General features: G+C 69.8%; 14 protein-coding genes and 1 pseudogene. 2 read left to right on the top strand and 13 right to left on the bottom strand.

What is annotated here, in order from left to right:
* Position 1: 1 nt before the first annotated feature.
* Positions 2-1,021: a KpsF/GutQ family sugar-phosphate isomerase gene (locus AC3EGR_RS05820; RefSeq protein WP_488545500.1), complete on the bottom strand. Its 1,020-nt coding sequence runs from the start codon at positions 1,019-1,021 to the stop codon at positions 2-4.
* Between the two features lie 69 nt (positions 1,022-1,090).
* Between AC3EGR_RS05820 and AC3EGR_RS05815 the strand changes: the two genes are divergently transcribed.
* Positions 1,091-3,076 carry a monovalent cation:proton antiporter family protein gene (locus AC3EGR_RS05815; protein WP_488545499.1) on the top strand — a complete coding sequence of 662 codons (1,986 nt, stop codon included), beginning with the start codon at positions 1,091-1,093 and terminating at the stop codon, positions 3,074-3,076.
* Positions 3,077-3,078: 2 nt separating this feature from the next.
* Positions 3,079-3,636: an adenine phosphoribosyltransferase gene (locus tag AC3EGR_RS05810; protein WP_488545498.1), complete on the top strand. Its 558-nt coding sequence runs from the start codon at positions 3,079-3,081 to the stop codon at positions 3,634-3,636.
* Positions 3,637-3,703: 67 nt separating this feature from the next.
* Here AC3EGR_RS05810 and AC3EGR_RS05805 read toward each other — a convergent pair whose 3' ends face one another.
* The 12 genes and pseudogenes from AC3EGR_RS05805 to AC3EGR_RS05750 all read right to left on the bottom strand — a co-directional run bounded on the left by AC3EGR_RS05805 (position 3,704) and on the right by AC3EGR_RS05750 (position 15,645).
* Positions 3,704-4,429 (bottom strand): hypothetical protein, encoded by a 726-nt coding sequence (locus AC3EGR_RS05805; protein WP_488545497.1) that lies wholly within the window; start codon positions 4,427-4,429, stop codon positions 3,704-3,706.
* Positions 4,430-4,554: 125 nt separating this feature from the next.
* Positions 4,555-5,046, bottom strand: a complete 492-nt coding sequence (locus AC3EGR_RS05800; protein WP_488545496.1) for a Crp/Fnr family transcriptional regulator — start codon at positions 5,044-5,046, stop codon at positions 4,555-4,557.
* A gap of 144 nt (positions 5,047-5,190) precedes the next feature.
* On the bottom strand, positions 5,191-5,565 hold the full coding sequence (locus AC3EGR_RS05795) for a VOC family protein (RefSeq protein ID WP_488545495.1): 375 nt from the start codon (positions 5,563-5,565) through the stop codon (positions 5,191-5,193).
* A gap of 17 nt (positions 5,566-5,582) precedes the next feature.
* Positions 5,583-7,079 carry an SRPBCC family protein gene (locus tag AC3EGR_RS05790; protein ID WP_488545494.1) on the bottom strand — a complete coding sequence of 499 codons (1,497 nt, stop codon included), beginning with the start codon at positions 7,077-7,079 and terminating at the stop codon, positions 5,583-5,585.
* 4 nt (positions 7,080-7,083) lie between these two features.
* Complete coding sequence (locus tag AC3EGR_RS05785) at positions 7,084-7,527, bottom strand: SRPBCC family protein (RefSeq protein ID WP_488545493.1); 444 nt, start codon at positions 7,525-7,527, stop codon at positions 7,084-7,086.
* 3 nt (positions 7,528-7,530) lie between these two features.
* Positions 7,531-9,267, bottom strand: coding sequence for a flotillin family protein (locus AC3EGR_RS05780; protein ID WP_488545492.1), 1,737 nt, complete (start codon positions 9,265-9,267; stop codon positions 7,531-7,533).
* A gap of 15 nt (positions 9,268-9,282) precedes the next feature.
* The gene (locus AC3EGR_RS05775) at positions 9,283-10,113 is read right to left on the bottom strand and encodes a phosphoenolpyruvate hydrolase family protein (RefSeq protein WP_488545491.1); all 831 of its coding nucleotides are present in this window, start codon (positions 10,111-10,113) and stop codon (positions 9,283-9,285) included.
* Positions 10,114-10,129: 16 nt separating this feature from the next.
* Positions 10,130-11,407 carry a Tm-1-like ATP-binding domain-containing protein gene (locus tag AC3EGR_RS05770; RefSeq protein ID WP_488545661.1) on the bottom strand — a complete coding sequence of 426 codons (1,278 nt, stop codon included), beginning with the start codon at positions 11,405-11,407 and terminating at the stop codon, positions 10,130-10,132.
* Positions 11,408-11,950: 543 nt separating this feature from the next.
* Positions 11,951-12,412, bottom strand: a pseudogene (locus AC3EGR_RS05765) (ABC transporter ATP-binding protein); the annotation flags it as partial.
* Positions 12,412-13,233: an ABC transporter ATP-binding protein gene (locus tag AC3EGR_RS05760; protein WP_488545490.1), complete on the bottom strand. Its 822-nt coding sequence runs from the start codon at positions 13,231-13,233 to the stop codon at positions 12,412-12,414. The gene AC3EGR_RS05760 and the pseudogene AC3EGR_RS05765, both read right to left, overlap by 1 nt.
* Positions 13,234-13,255: 22 nt before the next feature.
* A complete protein-coding gene (locus AC3EGR_RS05755; RefSeq protein WP_488545489.1) occupies positions 13,256-14,509 on the bottom strand; it encodes an ABC transporter substrate-binding protein in 1,254 nt (417 codons plus the stop codon).
* The gene (locus AC3EGR_RS05750) at positions 14,506-15,645 is read right to left on the bottom strand and encodes a branched-chain amino acid ABC transporter permease (protein WP_488545488.1); all 1,140 of its coding nucleotides are present in this window, start codon (positions 15,643-15,645) and stop codon (positions 14,506-14,508) included. The genes AC3EGR_RS05755 and AC3EGR_RS05750 overlap by 4 nt, the downstream gene beginning before the upstream one ends.
* Between the last annotated feature and the right edge of the window lie 39 nt (positions 15,646-15,684).

Here is a 15,684-nt window from a genome sequence, read left to right as displayed (position 1 = left end):
TCTAGATGACCTTCGCGCGCATCAAGTCGTTGCTGTTGACGGCGCCGACCAGCCGCCCCTCCGCATCCACGACCAGCACGCTGGTGATGCGGTACTGCTCCATCAGCGCCGCGGCTTCGGCGGCCAGCGCGTCGGAGCGGATCGTCCGCGGGGCGGGGTGCATCACCTCGCGCGCGCGCACCGACCGCAGGTCCAGGCCTTTTTCCACCAGGCGGCGCAGGTCGCCGTCCGTGAAGATGCCCAGCGGCCGATCGTCCTCGCCCACGATGGCCGAGGCACCGAGGCCCTTGGCGCTCATCTCGCGCATCAGCGTGGTGAAGTTCGCGTCCGGGCCCACGCGCGGCACGGCCTCGCCGGTGCGCATGACGTCCGACAGGTGCGTGAGCAGCTTGCGGCCCAGCGCGCCGCCCGGGTGCGAACGCGCGAAGTCCTCGGCCTGGAAGCCGCGCGCATCGAGCAGCGCCACGGCCAGCGCATCGCCGAGTGCGAGCTGCGCCGTGGTGCTGGCGGTGGGTGCCAGGTTCAAGGGACAGGCCTCTTTTTCCACGCCGCTGTCCAGCACGATGTCGGCGTGGCGCGCGAGCGAGGACTTGCCGTTGCCGGTCATGGCCACCAGCGGCACGCCCAGGCGCTTGAGCACCGGCAGGATCACCGTGATTTCGTCGCTCTCGCCGCCGTTGGAAATCGCCAGCACGAGGTCGATCGGTTTGATCATGCCCAGGTCGCCGTGGCTGGCCTCGGCCGGATGCACGAACATGGCCGGCGTGCCGGTGGAAGCGAGGGTGGCGGCGATCTTGCGGCCCACGTGGCCGCTCTTGCCCATGCCCATCACGACCACGCGCCCGCGCACGGCCAGCATGGTCTCCACGGCCCGGCCGAAGGCCTCGTCCACGCGCGCGCCCAGCCCCCGCACGGCAGCCGCCTCGATGTCCAGGGTCTCGCGGGCCAGCCGGATCGCGCGCGCTCCGTCGAAGGGCGGGGGCGCCGCGGTGTCCGCCACCGGCAGGGAAGCAGGAGTCATCGTCCGATTTTAAGGCGCGGGGCGCGGTCGGCTCCGGAAGCGGGGCCGTGCCGGATAGCATAGTGGGCAATGAGCTCGCTCGAGTTGACCTTGCTGTACCTGCTGGCGGCCGTGCTGGGCGTGGTCCTGTGCCGCTCCCTGCGGCTGCCGCCGATGCTGGGCTACCTCATCGTCGGCGTGGTGATCGGCCCCAACGCACTGGCCGTCGCCGAGGACTCCGAGAGCGTGCGGCACCTGGGCGAGTTCGGCGTCGTCTTCCTGATGTTCGTGATCGGCCTGGAGTTCAACCTGGCCAAGCTGCGCGCCATGCGCACGCACGTGTTCGGGCTGGGGCTGTTCCAGGTGGTGCTGACGGTCGCGGCTTCGACCCTCGGGGCGCTGGTGCTGTCCCTGCTCGTGCCGCAGTACTGGCGCATGCCCTGGCAGAGCGCGCTGGCCCTCTCCGGCGCCCTGGCCATGAGCTCCACGGCCATCGTCGTGAAGATGATGTCCGACCGGCTGGAGCTGGAGTCCGAGCACGGCAAGCGCGTGATGGGCGTGCTGCTGTTCCAGGACCTGGCCGTGGTGCCGCTGCTGGTGCTGATCCCCGCACTGGGCAGCCCGCCGGAGGTACTGCTGCGCGAGGTCGGGATCGCCGCGCTGAAGGCGACCTTGCTGATCGCGCTGCTGCTGTCCGGCGGCCAGCGCGCGATGCGCTGGTGGCTCACCCTGGTGGCGCGGCGCAAGAGCGACGAGCTGTTCGTGCTGAACCTGCTGCTGGTCACGCTGGGCTTGGCCTGGCTCACGCAGCTGGCGGGGCTGTCGCTGGCGCTGGGCGCCTTCATCGCGGGCATGCTGATCTCGGAGACCGAGTACAAGCACCAGGTGGAAGCCGACATCCGGCCCTTCCACGACGTGCTGCTGGGCCTGTTCTTCATCACCATCGGCATGCTGCTGGACTGGCGGCCGGTGGCCGAACGCTGGGCGATGGTCCTGCTGCTGGTCACGGCGCCCGTGGCGTTCAAGCTGCTGCTGGTGACGACGCTGGCCAAGGCCTTCGGCGCGTCCATGGGCGTGTCCTTGCGCACCGGCCTGTACCTGGCGCAGGCCGGCGAATTCGGCTTCGTGCTGCTGGCGCTGGCCTTCGGCAACGGGCTGGTGCCCGCGCGGCTGATGCACCCCGTGCTGGCGAGCATGGTGCTGTCGATGATCGCCACGCCCTTCATCATCCAGTGGAGCAACCGCATCGTGATGAAGCTGGTGGCCAACGAATGGCTGCTGCAGTCCCTGCAGATGACCACCATCGCGCGCAAGTCGATCAACGCCAACAAGCACGTGATCATCTGCGGCTACGGGCGCTGCGGCCAGAACCTGGCGCGGATGCTGGAGCAGGAAAGCATCCCCTACATGGCGCTGGACCTGGACCCCGACCGCGTGCGGCAAGCCGCGGCCGCCGGCGACTCGGTGGTGTTCGGCGACGCGGCACGGCTGCAAGCGCTGATCGCCGCCGGCCTGGCGCGCGCCTCCGCCCTGGTCATCACCTACCTGGACGTGCCCGGCGCGCTGAAGGTGCTGGCCAGCGCGCGCTCGCACGCCCCGCACGTGCCGGTGATCGTGCGCACCAAGGACGACTTCGACCTGGAACGGCTGCAGAAGGCCGGCGCCACCGAGGTGGTGCCCGAGACCCTGGAAAGCTCGCTCATGCTCGCAAGCCACGCGCTGGCGCTGGTGGGCGTGCCCATGCGGCGGGTGATCCGCCTCGTGCAGGACCAGCGCGATGCCCGCTACAACCTGCTGCGCGGCTACTTCCACGGCGCCGACGACAGCACGGCGCTGGAAGTGGAACAGGAGCGCCTCTCCACCGTGACGCTGCCCATGGGCTGCGACGCCCTGGGCCAGGTGCTCAGCGAGCTGCACCTCGATCGCGAAGGCGTGCGCGTGGTGAGCCTGCGTCGCGGCAATGGGCGCACCATCGACCCCGCGACCGACCCGACGCTGCAGGATGGCGATACGCTCGTGCTTTCCGGCCGGCCCGAACCGCTGGCCCTGGCCGAGGAAGCGTTGCTCAAGGGTTGACCATGCAAGACAAGGACGCGCTGGACGTCAGCGACTACCTGCGCCGCCACATCCGCACCGTGCCGGACTGGCCCGCGCCCGGCGTGCAGTTCCGGGACATCACCCCGCTGCTGCAGGACCCCAAGGTGTTCCGGGTGCTGATCGACGCCTTCGTGCACCGCTACATGGACCGCCGCCCGGACGTGGTCGCGGGGCTGGATGCGCGCGGCTTCATCCTGGGCTCCGTCGTCGCCTACGAGCTGGGCGTGGGCTTCGTGCCGATCCGCAAGAAAGGCAAGCTGCCCTTCACCACGGTGGAGGAAACCTACGAGCTGGAATACGGCAGTGCGACCGTGGAGCTGCACACCGATGCGGTCAAGCCCGGGCAGCGGGTGCTGCTGATCGACGACCTGATCGCCACCGGCGGCACGATGATGGCCGGCAAGAAGCTGCTGGAGAAGCTGGGCGGCACCGTGATCGAAGGCTGCGCGATCGTCGACCTGCCGGAGCTGGGGGGATCGCAACGCCTGCGGGAAGGTGGGCTGGACGTGTTCACCTTCGTGCATTTCGGGGGGCATTGAAGGCGGGCGCGGTGGGGGCGGCGGGGTGCGCTTGTGAACAACGCGAACCCCACCGCCCTCCCGCCCCTTATCGCAGCGCCCCGTACTGCGTCCCGCTCAGATGCTCCCTGACGTCGCTCTCCACCATCTCGGTGTCCTCGAACCCGGTGAGCAGCGTCACGGTGCGCGGCTCCTTGCCGTTGTTGACGGAAGCGAGCGCCTTCTCGCCGCGCACACCCGCGTCCAGGGCCTTGCGGAACGCGGCGACCTCGTCGGAGCGGATCGGCTCCACGCGCTGGCGTGACTGCGGCTCCAGCGGTGCCGGCCGCGAAGGCATTTCCAGCGGCGCGGGCTGCGAGATCAGCGGCTTGGCGGAGGTGAAGTGCGCCGGGTCGCCGATGGCCACGTGTTCGTTGGCGCGCCAGTACACGGCGGACACCAGGATGTCGTGGCGCGCCTTGGCCGACTGCGCGACCATCGCTTCGATCTCGGACAGGCGCTGCGTGTCGCTGGCCGCGCCTTCGGCCAGGTCCACCATCACCAGGAACTGGCGGCCGCGCTGGTCCAGCGACAGCACCTTGAACTTGTAGCTCGAAGACAGCACGCCGGCGCGCACCATCGCTTCGCGCACCACCGCGTACAGCAGCTCGCGGCGCTCCAGGCGCTCGTGCTTGCGGTTGCCGGGCTGGGCCGCGCCCCCGTTGCCACGGCGCGCGTGGTGGTGGGGCTTGGTCGATTCCATGCGCGAGAGCCCCGAGGTGGGCGGCTCGCTGTCCAGTGCAGGCTTCTTCTTGCCGGAGAACCAGTTGAACATCGCGTTGTCTTTCGTTTCCCTGAGGGCTGCAGCCAGTGTGCGGGGCCAACTGTTACGGCCTTGTAAGAGCGCCGCGTCGGCGGACGGGCGTGGACGGGTGCAGGACGAGCGGCGGGTGCTGTCGCTTAAGTCACTGCGACCCGCTTGGGACGGTTGGCGAGCCGGCGCGACACCAGCGAGCCGAGCGCCATCGCCACCTCCAGCGCGAGCTGCGGCTGGCGGTTGGTGAGCTCGGTGAAGCGGATCGGGCTGAGCGACCACAGCTTGGCCGCGCTGGCCGCCTGCACGGTCGCATTGCGCGGATGGCGCGTGAAGAAGGCGCCTTCCCCCACGGCCGAACCCGATTCCACCATCGCCAGCCGCAGGCGGCCCTTGTCGTCCTCGTAGTGCACCGTCAGCTGCCCCGACTCCACCAGGTAGACCGTGCGGTCGCTGGCGTTCTGCTCGATCACCACCTGCCCCTGGCGCACCGCGAAAGGCTGCAGGTAGCTGCCCAGCAACTCCCACTGCTTGGCCGTGAGGTTGGCATGGAAGGCATCCAGCGACTGGTTCTGCGCGACCGCATGCACCAGGCCCTGGACATCGAAGTGCAGGGCGGAAGGAAGAGGGGCGTTCATGGCTCAACGGTAAGCCGCTACGGATGGGCTTTACAAGCCGCCCTTGCGTTCCATTACAGCTGATACGGCGGCAGGCAGCGCGTTAACGCACGCACGCTTGTGTGCCGGACGGGCGGCGAGTAAACGCCGCCCAACGGAATGGAATCAGTCGGACTCGGAGGCGTCGAAATCCAGTTCGACGCGGGCGCCGTTCGGGTCCTGGCAAAACAGCTGCCAGGTGCCGGCGCCCCGCTGGCGCCGCAGCTCGTACTTGGCGCCCTGCGCGTCGAAGCGTGCCTTGGTTTCCTTCAGGCCGCGCGCCGTGAAGGCCATGTGGTCGATCACGCCCGCGCGCTGGGCGGGCACGGGCCGGTCGAAGTAGACGTGCACCACCGCGCGGCCGCCGGCATACAGCCACGCGCCGGGAAAGCCCAGGTCGGGTCGCGGGCCGTCCTCGAGGCCGAGGAGCTGCGTGTAGAAGGCCATGGTGCGCGCCGGGTCCTCGGCGATCACGGTGAAGTGGTTCAGGCCTTCGATCATGGGAGCTCCTTCGTTGTTCAGGGCAGCAGCACCAGCGACCCCGTGCTGGCGCGCGATTCGAGTTTCTGGTGCGCCGCGCCGGCGGCGGCGAGCGCGAAGCGTTCGATGCGCGGCGCGGGCAGGGTAGCGTCGGCGAGCGCTGCCCACAAGCGGTCCGCGCGTTCCTGCAGTTCGCGCTGGGTGGCGACGAAGTCGAACACCACGGGACGCGAGAACGTCATGGACTTGGCCACCAGCCGGCCGGGGTCCAGCGGCGGCAGCGGGCCGCTGGCCTGGCCGAGGCTGATCCAGTGGCAGCGGCGGTCGGCGGCCGCCAGGTTCTCGTCGACGGCGGCGGCACCGAGGCCGTCCACGATCACGTCGGCACCGCCGCAGAAGGCACGCACCGCGTCGGCGAAGCGCTGCTCGTGCGCCACGACCACGTGCTCGCAGCCTTGCGCGCGCGCGATGCGCGCCTTGTCTTCGGTCGAGACGGTGCCGACGACGGTGGCGCCCAGCCGCTTCGCCCAGGCGCACAGCAAGGACCCCACGCCGCCCGCGGCCGCATGGACCAGCAAGCGCGTGCCCGGGCCGACGTGGCCCAGGTCGCGCAGCAGGTAGTCGCAGGTGACGCCTTTCAGCAGCAAGGCGGCCGCGGTTTCCTCGTCGACGCCGGCGGGCAGCCGCACGACGTGCCGCGCGGGCAGGGTGCGCACGTTGCAGTAGGAGCCCGGCTGCGGACAGAGATAGGCGACGCGGTCGCCTGGCAGGACATGGGTCACGCCGGGGCCGACGTCGATGACCGTTCCCGCCGCTTCCATGCCGAGCACGCCGGGCAAGGGCAGCAGCCCGGGCATCCAGCCGCGGCGCAGGTAGATGTCGAGGAAGTTCACGCCGACCGCGGACTGCTGGATGCGTACTTCGGCGGGGCCCGGGGCCAGCGCGACGGCGTGGACCGTCTCCAGTTCCTCCGGGCCGCCGTAGCGGGCGAGGCGCACTTCGCGCGCGGGGATGCCTTGGCTGCCCGCCGGCGCGAGGATTCCCTGGCTGCCCGCCGGCGCGGGGATGACGGAAGGGCGAGCGGAGCTGGACGCGCCCTGCGAGAGATACCGCCGCAGGTTCGCGAAGCCTGCCTCGTACACCTCCTGCGCCACCATCGTGCGCAGCTCCTGCTCGCGTCCGGGCGGCGTCTCGAAGCTGGATTCCCAGTGCCAGAAGGTGCGGTCCCCGTCCGTCACGGGCTTGAGGGTGACGGTGGCGACATAGCGCTTGAGCGGCACCGTGGCATCGAGGATGCAGTACGTCGACTTGTGCTCGCTGTCGGAGAGGGCCAGGAGCTGCTCGCGGATGCGGTTGCCGTCGCTGAGCGTGAAGCTGCGCACGCAGCCCACGCGCGAGGAAGGCTCCCCGTGCTCGATGCGGCTCTTGTCCACCACCGCGTGCCACTGGTCGTGGCTGTTGAAGTCGCGCAGCACTTCCCACACGCGCGCGATCGGCGCGTCGATGATGGCCGAGCGAACGACCTTCTGCAGCATGCGGTCAGCGGCGGTTGCCGAAGTGGCGCTTCAACGCGTCCAGCCCGCCCTGGAACACCTGGCCGCCGACCAGCGCCGAGAGCTCCTGCTCGCGCCGCGGCTCGCAGTCGAACTCCGCGCTCCACTCCACGAAGGTGCGCCCGCCGTCGGTCACCGGCGTGAGCTTGAACGTGGAGGTGTAGTTCTCCACGCCCATGGGGCTCTCGAGGATGGCGTAGCTGAAGCTGTAGTCGTAGTCGGACAGCGCCAGCAGGCGTTCGCGGATCAGCCCGCCGTCGCGCGTGTGGAAGCTGCGCACGCAGCCCACCTTGTCGGGCGGCTCGCTGTTCTCGATCCGGCTGTCGGCGATGCCGGGATGCCACTGCGGCATGGCATTGAAGTCGCGCACGCGCTGCCACACGGCTTCGGCCTCGGCGTCGATGACGCTGGACACGTAGACGTTGACCATGCCTCAGGCCTTCTTGCCCGCGTCCTGCACCGGGATGGTCGGGATGGCCGCAGCGGGCGGGATGGCGGCCGCCGCGCCATGCGCCATGCCGAGCGCGCCATTGACCATCCCATTGATGTCGGCGCCGCCCTGCAGGCCGATCTCCTTGAGCAGCTGGTCGACGATCGGCGCCTGGGCGCGGAAGCGCAGCGCCGAGTTCACCACGCCGTCGGAGAAGTTCGCCTGGGTCGCGATCGGCGCCACGCCGCCGCCGCCGCCGAGCAGGCCGTCGACCTGCAGGATCTTGATGCCCTCGATGCGCTCCATGGGCTTGACCGATTCGCGGATGATCCCTTCGGCCTTGTCCACCACGCGCAGGCGCAGCGCGGAGGCGCGCGCTTCGGGTGACAGCACGTTCTGCGCCTCGTTCATCAGCCGCACGCCTTCGGCCTCCGCCTCGGAGCGCACGCGCGTGGCGAGGGCGCGGATCTTCTCGGCCTGCGCATCGGCCTCGGCCTGCAGGCGGATCGCCTCGCCCTTGTCGATGCTCGCCAGCTTCTCGGCTTCGGCCGCGCGCGTGAGATGCAGCGCCTCGCGCTCGGCGGACTGGGCGGCGGCGATCAGGTCGATCGCCTTGCGGCGTTCGGCCACTTCCACTTCGCGCGCCGTGAAGACCTTTTCCTCGGCCGCGACGGCGTTCGCGCGGGCCACGTCGGCTGCCGCCTGGGCCTCGCTCTGGTTCTTGCTTTCGCGCGCGACCGCGATCGCCCGCTGCTGCTCGGCCAGGTCCATGGCTTGCCGGCGCAGGATCTCCGCGGCCTGCAAGGCCTTCTCCTTGGCGATGCGCTCTTCCTCCAGCGACTGCTCGCTGCGGATGCGCGCCGCCTCGATCGCCTGCTTGGCCGCGATCTGCACCGTCTCCGCGTCCTGCTCGCGCTCGGCGCGCTCGGTGGCGAGATCGGCGCGCTGGCGGGCGCGGGCGACTTCCACCTCGCGCTGCTGCGACAGGCGTGCGTACTCGCTGTCGCGGTCGATCTCCAGCGACAGCTTCTCCGCCTCCAGGTTCTTGTTGCGGATCGCCACCAGCGTGTCCTGCTCGACGTCGTTGCGCTGCTTCTTGCGCCGCTCGATCTGCTCGGTCAGGCGCGTGAGGCCCTCCGCGTCGAAGGCGTTGCTCGGGTTGAAGTACTCCATGCCGGTCTGGTCCAGCTGGGTCAGCGAGGCCGACTCCAGCTCCAGGCCGTTCTTGGTCAGGTCTTCCGCCACCGATTCGCGGACGCGCCGTACGAAGCCGCCGCGCTTTTCGTGCAGTTCCTCCATGGTCATCTCGGCCGCCGCGGTGCGCAGCGCATCGACGAACTTGCCTTCGACCAGTTCCTTCAGCTGCTCGGGCGCCAGCGTGCGCAGGCCCAGGGTCTGGGCCGCCGCGGCGACGGCGGAGGCTTCGGCGGCGACCCGCACATAGAACTCCGCCACCACGTCCACGCGCATGCGGTCCTTGGTGATGAGGGCCTTGTCGCGCCCGCGTGCGACCTCCAGCCGCAGGGTGTTCATGTTCACGGGGATCACCTCGTGCACGATGGGCAGCACGAAGGCGCCGCCATCGAGCACCACGCGCTGGCCGCCCAGGCCCGTGCGCACGAAGGCGCGCTCCTTGCTGCTGCGCAGGTACAGCCAGTGCAGGAGCCACACCCCGATGGCCACGACGATCGCGGCCACGATGAGGCCGAGGATGAAGGTGCCGAATTGCGCGCCGGTCATGGTTGTCTCCTTGTCTTATCGGGTGATCTGGACGAAGCGCCGCGCCGTCTCGGTCAGGGCGATCTCGGTGGGCAGCCGTTCCATGGAACTCGCCCCGTAGAAGCCGTCGCAGGCGGGGCATTGCGAGAGGATCCATTGCGCGTCCTGCGGCTCGGCGATGGGACCGCCGTGGCACAGGACGAGGATGTCCGGGTTGACGGCACGCGCGGCGTCGGCCCAGGCGTTGATCGGGTCGACGCAGTCTTCCAGCGTGAGGGCCGTGTCGGCGCCTATGCTGCCGCCGGTGGTCAGGCCCATGTGGCAGACGACGATGTCGGCGCCGGCCGTGGCCATCGCCCGCGCCTCGTCCTTGCTGAAGACATAGGGCGTGGTCAGCAGGTCCAGCGCGTGCGCCTTGGCGATCAGCTCCACCTCCAGCGCGTAGCCCATGCCGGTCTCTTCCAGGTTGGCGCGGAAGTTGCCGTCGATAAGGCCCACCGTGGGGAAGTTCTGCACGCCGGAAAAACCCAGCGCGATCAGCCGCTGCAGGAACTCGTCGGCGATCATGAAGGGATCGGTGCCGTTGACGCCGGCGAGCACCGGCGTGCGCCGCACCACGGGCAGCACCTCGTGCGCCATCTCGCACACGATCTCGTTCGCATTGCCGTAGGCGAGCAGGCCCGCGAGCGAGCCGCGTCCCGCCATGCGGTAGCGGCCCGAGTTGTAGATCACGATCAGGTCCAGGCCGCCGGCCTCCTCGCACTTGGCGGACAGGCCGGTACCGGCGCCGCCGCCCACGATGGGCAGGCCTGCTTCGACCTTGCCGCGCAGGCGGTCCAGGATCTCGGCTCGGGGAATGCGTGCCATGGGAAGCTCCTGCGGTTCAGGCGAAGGCGCTGCGAATGGCCTGGCGCGGCGTGGCGGCTTCGCGCCAGGCAGCGACCAGGGCCTGCGCGAAGGCCTCGTCGTTGACGTGAAGCGGCAGCCGTCGCAGCTGCCGGTCGCCTGCGGTGCGGAAGTTCGACTCGATGGCGGCGAACAGCACGCGGTCCGCTTCCGGGTCGTGGAAGGGCTGGCCGGGCCTGTCGATCTGCGACACGCCGCCTTCGGGAATGAGGAAGCACACCGGCCCTTGCATCGCATTGAGCTTGCGGGCGATGAACTCGCCGATGGCGCGGCACTCCTCCGCCGTCGTGCGCATCAACGTGACGCCCGCGTTGTGCTTGTACAGGCGCCGTCCCTTGAAGCGCTCCGGCACCGTGTCCCAGGCGCCGAAGTTCACCATGTCCAGCGCGCCGCAGGAGCCGACGTAGGGCAAGGCGTGGCGCGCGAACACGTCCATGCGCTGCGGCCCGGCCGACAGCACGCCGCCCACGATCTCGTCGGCGACCTCGGTGGTGGACACGTCGATCACGCCTTGCAGCAGGCCGGAGTCGGCCAGCTTCTCCATGGACTGGCCGCCGACGCCGGTGGCGTGGAACACCAGGCAGTCGTACTCGTCGGCCAGCATGCGCGTGACGGCCTGCACGCAAGGTGTCGTGACGCCGAACATGGTCAGGCCCAGCGCCGGCTTGCTGGCATCCGCCGGCAGCGAAGCCGCGTGGGCCATCATCCCGGCGAGCGCATGGGCGGCGTTGGCCAGCACGCGCTCGCTGATGCGGTTGATGCCGGACACGTCGGTGATCGAGTACATCATGCAGATGTCGCTCGGACCGACGTAGCCGCGGGTGTCGCCCGAGGCCATGGTGGAGACCATCACCTTGGGCAGGCCCACCGGCAGCGCGCGCATGCCTTGCGTGGCCAGCGCGGTGCCGCCGGAACCGCCCGCGCCGATCAGCCCGCCGAGGTCCCGGCGCGTGAGCACGAAGCGCTCGAATGCTGCCGCCATCGCGGTCACGGCGCTGCCGCGGTCGTTGCTGAAGACGGCCGCTTCGCCCTGCGGGTGGTGGCGCGCGACTTCGCGTGGGTGCACGCTGGCCGAGGAGGGCTTGCCGGAGGTGGCCAGGTCCACGGTGACGACGCGCAGGCCCCGGCGCTCCAGGCACTGCTTGAGGAAGGTGAGCTCCCGGCCCTTGGTGTCGAAGGTACCGGCGACGTAGGCGGCGCGCTGGGTGGTGGCGGCGACGGGGAAGGTGAAGACTTCGGCGCCGTCTTCCCTCACCCCGGCCCTCTCCCGCGAGCGGGCGAGGGAGTCCTCTTCTCTCGCCGTGGACGACGGGGAGTCCGCCTTGCTCCCTCTCCCCCCTGGGGAGAGGGCCGGGGTGAGGGGCACGCGCGGCTCGACCAAGGCCCTGTCGCCGATCTCTTCCCCCACCGCGCCCGCATTCCACCGGTTGATCCCCCGCACCGTGCGCGCCGGCGGCGGCAGGGGCGAGGCGTCGCTGTCCGCATGCGCCCGCCGCACCGTGAACACGCGCGCCGGCGCGGCAGAGGGAGCCACTTGCGCCGGCTCCTCTTCCTCGCCGCTGGAACGCACGCCCAGCAACCTCTCCTGCAGCGCCGGATCGGCCGCGAGCTCGCGCGAGGGCATCTCCTGCGCGATGCGGCCGTTGACCATCACGCCGATGCGGTCGGCCACCGCGATCGCCACGCCCAGGTTCTGCTCGATCAGCAGCACGCCGATGCCGGTGTCCGCCGCCAGGTGGCGCAGCGCCTCTTCCACCTGTTCCACGATGACCGGCGCCAGCCCCTCGGTCGGCTCGTCCATCACCAGCAGCTTCGGCTCCAGCAGCAGCGCCCGGCCGATGGCCAGCATCTGCTGCTCGCCGCCGGAGAGCTGCGCACCGCCGTTGGACTTGCGTTCGGCCAGGCGCGGGAACATCGCATAGACCTTGTCGACTTCGCGCCTGTGCTTGGCCACCAGCCGCAGCGTCTCGTCCACCGTCAGCGACGGCCACATCCGCCGGCCTTGCGGCACGTAGGCGACGCCGCGCCGGGTGATCTCGTGCGGCGCGCGGCCCAGGATCTCCTCGCCGGCCAGCTTCACGCTGCCGGTCGCGGGCACCAGGCCCGTGATCGCGTTGCACAGCGTGGTCTTGCCCATGCCGTTGCGGCCGACCAGGCCCAGCACGCCACGATCGAGCGTGAACGACACGCCTTGCAGCGCATGGGCGCGGCCATAGAAGACGTCCAGGCCCTGGACTTCCAGCAAGGGACGGTCGGCCATCAGTGCTTGCCTCCCATGTAGATCGCCTGCACCTGCGCGTCGGATTCGATCTCCGCCGGCGTGCCTTCGCGCAGCACGCGGCCGTTGTGCATGACGGTGACCCGCTCCACCACGCGCAGCGCGATGTCCAGGTCGTGCTCGATCAGCACGAAGCTCATGTGCGAGGGCAGCGAGCGCAGCAGGATCACCAGTTCGCGCCGCTCCGCCGGCGAGAGGCCCGCCGCGGGCTCGTCGAACAGGATCAGCCGCGGCGCGCCGGCCAGCGCCATGCCGATCTCCAGCTGCCGCTGCTGGCCGTGCGCCAGGCTGGACACCGGTTCGTCGGCGATGTGGGCCAGGCGCACCCGCTCCAGCAGGTCCTGCGTGGCCAGCGTCGACGCGTGACGCGCGCGCGCCGGAAGGAAGGAAAACCGGCCACTCGCGACACCGCGAACGGCCAGGAACAGGTTGTCCCGCACCGAGAGCTCGCGGAACAGCAGCGAGGACTGGTAGGTGCGCCGCAGCCCCTTGCGGATGCGTTCGTGCGGCGGCAGCGCCGTGATGTCCTCGCCGAAGAAATGGATGCTGCCCGCGCTGGGCGGAAAGTCGCCGGTGACCGCGTTGAACAGCGTCGTCTTGCCGGCACCGTTGGAGCCGAGGATCGCGTACTTCTCGCCCGCGGCCACCGTGAGGGAGACGTCGTCCACGGCGCGGACGGCGCCGAAGGTCCGGGTCACGCCCCTCAGGATCAGCGCGTCGTCCGACAGCAGCGCGCCGGTGCCTGCCGTGGCGGCGGGCAACGCCGCGCCCGCGCGCGGCCTGAGGGTGGTGATCGAAGCCATCGTGCCGTCCTGCCGGGGCCGCTTACTTGCGGCAGTCCGGAACGTCGCGCGAGCCCAGGCCCATCTTCATGAACTGCTCCTTGGGCAGGCCCAGCGTCTGCGTGATGTCGGGCACCACCTTGACCACCTTGTTGTAGAAGGAGCCGTCCGGCGCCTTCGCCACTTCGGTGATGTAGGTCGGACCCACGCCATTGCGGTTGTCGTCGATCTTCACGATCCCGGCCGGGCCCTTGAAGTTGGTCTTCTGCAGCGCGTCGCGGTAGGCCTTCTGGCCGTTCGACAGGTCGCCCTTGACGGCATCCAGCGCATCGAGCGTCGCCTTGGTGTTGATGTAGTACAGGTAGGCGAACAGCGAGGGGCTCGGGAAGCCGTCCTTGAACGCGGCCTTGTAGTCGGCCACGAACTTCTTCCATTCGGCCGTGTCGATCGAGTCGGCCATCGGTCCGGCGGAGGCCGTCCCCAGCAGCGATTCGCGGCGCTTGCCCTTGTAGTTCAACACCGTCTGGTCCACGGTGATCGAGCCGCCGATCATGGGCTTGTTGCCGCCGGACTGTTCGTACTGGGTGAGGAAGTTGACAGCGTCCGAGCCGCCCAGCACCACCACCAGCGCGTCGACGTCCTTGGGGATCTTGGCGATCACCGAGGAATAGTCCTTGGTGCCCAGCGGCACCCAGGCCTTGTCGACCACCTTGCCGCCCTTGGCGCAGTAGCTGGCCATGAAGCCCTGCACCTGCGAGTAGGGGAAGCCGTAGTCCTCGGCGATGAGGAAGGTCTTCTTGTAGCCCTTGGACAGCGCGTGCTCGCCCAGGCCCACCATCCACTGCGCGCCCTCGGTGTTGAAGCGGTAGAAGTTGGGCGCCGGGTCGCCCCAGGTCGCGGCCTGCGCGCCGGAGGAGCCGTTCACGAACGTCGTGTTCGGCTGGGTCTTGGCGTAGTTCTTGACGGCGATGCCTTCGTCGCCGGACAGCGGGCCGATGACGATGGGCGCCTTGTCCTGCTCCACCAGCTTGCGCGTGGCGGCCACCGCCTTGTCGGGCGTGGCATCGGACGAGGCCTTGATGAACTCGATCTTCTTGCCGCCGGCCATGCCGTTCTTCTGCTTCAGGGCGAGGTCCGCACCGCGCATGCCGTCCTGCCCCGGCGCCGCGAACGGCCCTTCGAGCGTGGCCAGCAGGCCGATCTTCAGTGTGTCCTGTGCCCACACCGACCCCGTGAAGGCCGCTGCAGTCGCAGCCGCCAACATCGAGCGAACGAGGATTTTCCTTGACGTCTTCACTGCAGTCTCCTTTGGAGGTTGATGGCCTTCCTGGACCCCAGGCGCGCGCGAAGCTGCGTCCAGATGCCGACCAGGCCGTTGGGGGAAAAGAGGACGATGGCGAGGAACACGCCGCCGATGACGAGGTTGAAGCGCTCGCGGCTCACCAGGTCGATGGCGAAGTTCTGCAGGAGGACGAAGACGAGGGCGCCGACGAAGGCGCCGATCGGCCGGTTCATGCCGCCGAGGACGGCGATGACGAGGATGTTGATCATCGCGCCGGTGTTCATCGACCCGGGCGAGATGCGGTTGTTGTACCAGACCAGCAGGACGCCGCCGACCGCGGCCAGCAGGCCCGCCACCGCGTGGGCGGCCACGCGGTGCGCCGTGACGTTGTAGCCCAGCGAGGCCATGCGCCGCGGGTTGTCGCGGATGCCTTGCAGGGCCACGCCGAAGGGCGCGCGCACCAGCAGCTTGACGAAGAAGTAGCCGGCCAGCGAGCAGGCGAGCGCGAGGAAGTAGAAGGGCGTGGCTTCGCGGAAGTCGATGCCCAGGACCGTGGGCGGGAAGAGCTTGTTGAAGCCCTGGAAGCCGTTGAACAGCGTGTAGTTCTGCTGCGCCAGGTAGAAGAAGGCGACGCCGATCGCCAGCGTGATCATGATGGTGTAGATGCCTTCGGTGCGCACGGACAGCCAGCCCACGACGGTGGCGAACAGCGTGGCCAGCCCGACCGCGAAGACCACCGTCAGCCACCACGGCCAGCCCAGGCTGATCGCGGCGAGGCTGCTGCTGCCGAAGATGGCGACGAGGTAGCCCGCAAGCCCCGCGACGGTCATCTGCGCCAGGGACACCATGCCACCGTAACCGCCCAGGAAGGTGAGCGACAGCGCCACCAACCCCAGGGCCAGCGATTGCGCGCCGATCTGGAAGGTGAAGAACGGGTTGGCGACCGCGGGGTAGAGCAGCACGGCGACCATCACCAGCACGTGGCGCGCCCCGACGTGCCGCGCCAGCCGCTGCATCCACAGGGGCAGCTCGCCGTGGGCGTGCGGCTCGGCGGGCGCCGGCTGGGGGACGACCTGCGGCATCGGCCGCGCCGCGCCGGCAGCACCGGCTGCACCGGAGGTCATGGCCTTGCGCCATTGGGCGGCGCTCATTTTGAAACCTCCGCGCGGCGCGCTGCGGTATTCGCCTTG

It is taken from the genome of Ramlibacter sp. G4-7 (assembly GCF_057784995.1).
The sequence above is the reverse complement of the archived record's forward strand: the minus strand, read 5'-3'. Positions and strand labels throughout refer to the sequence as shown.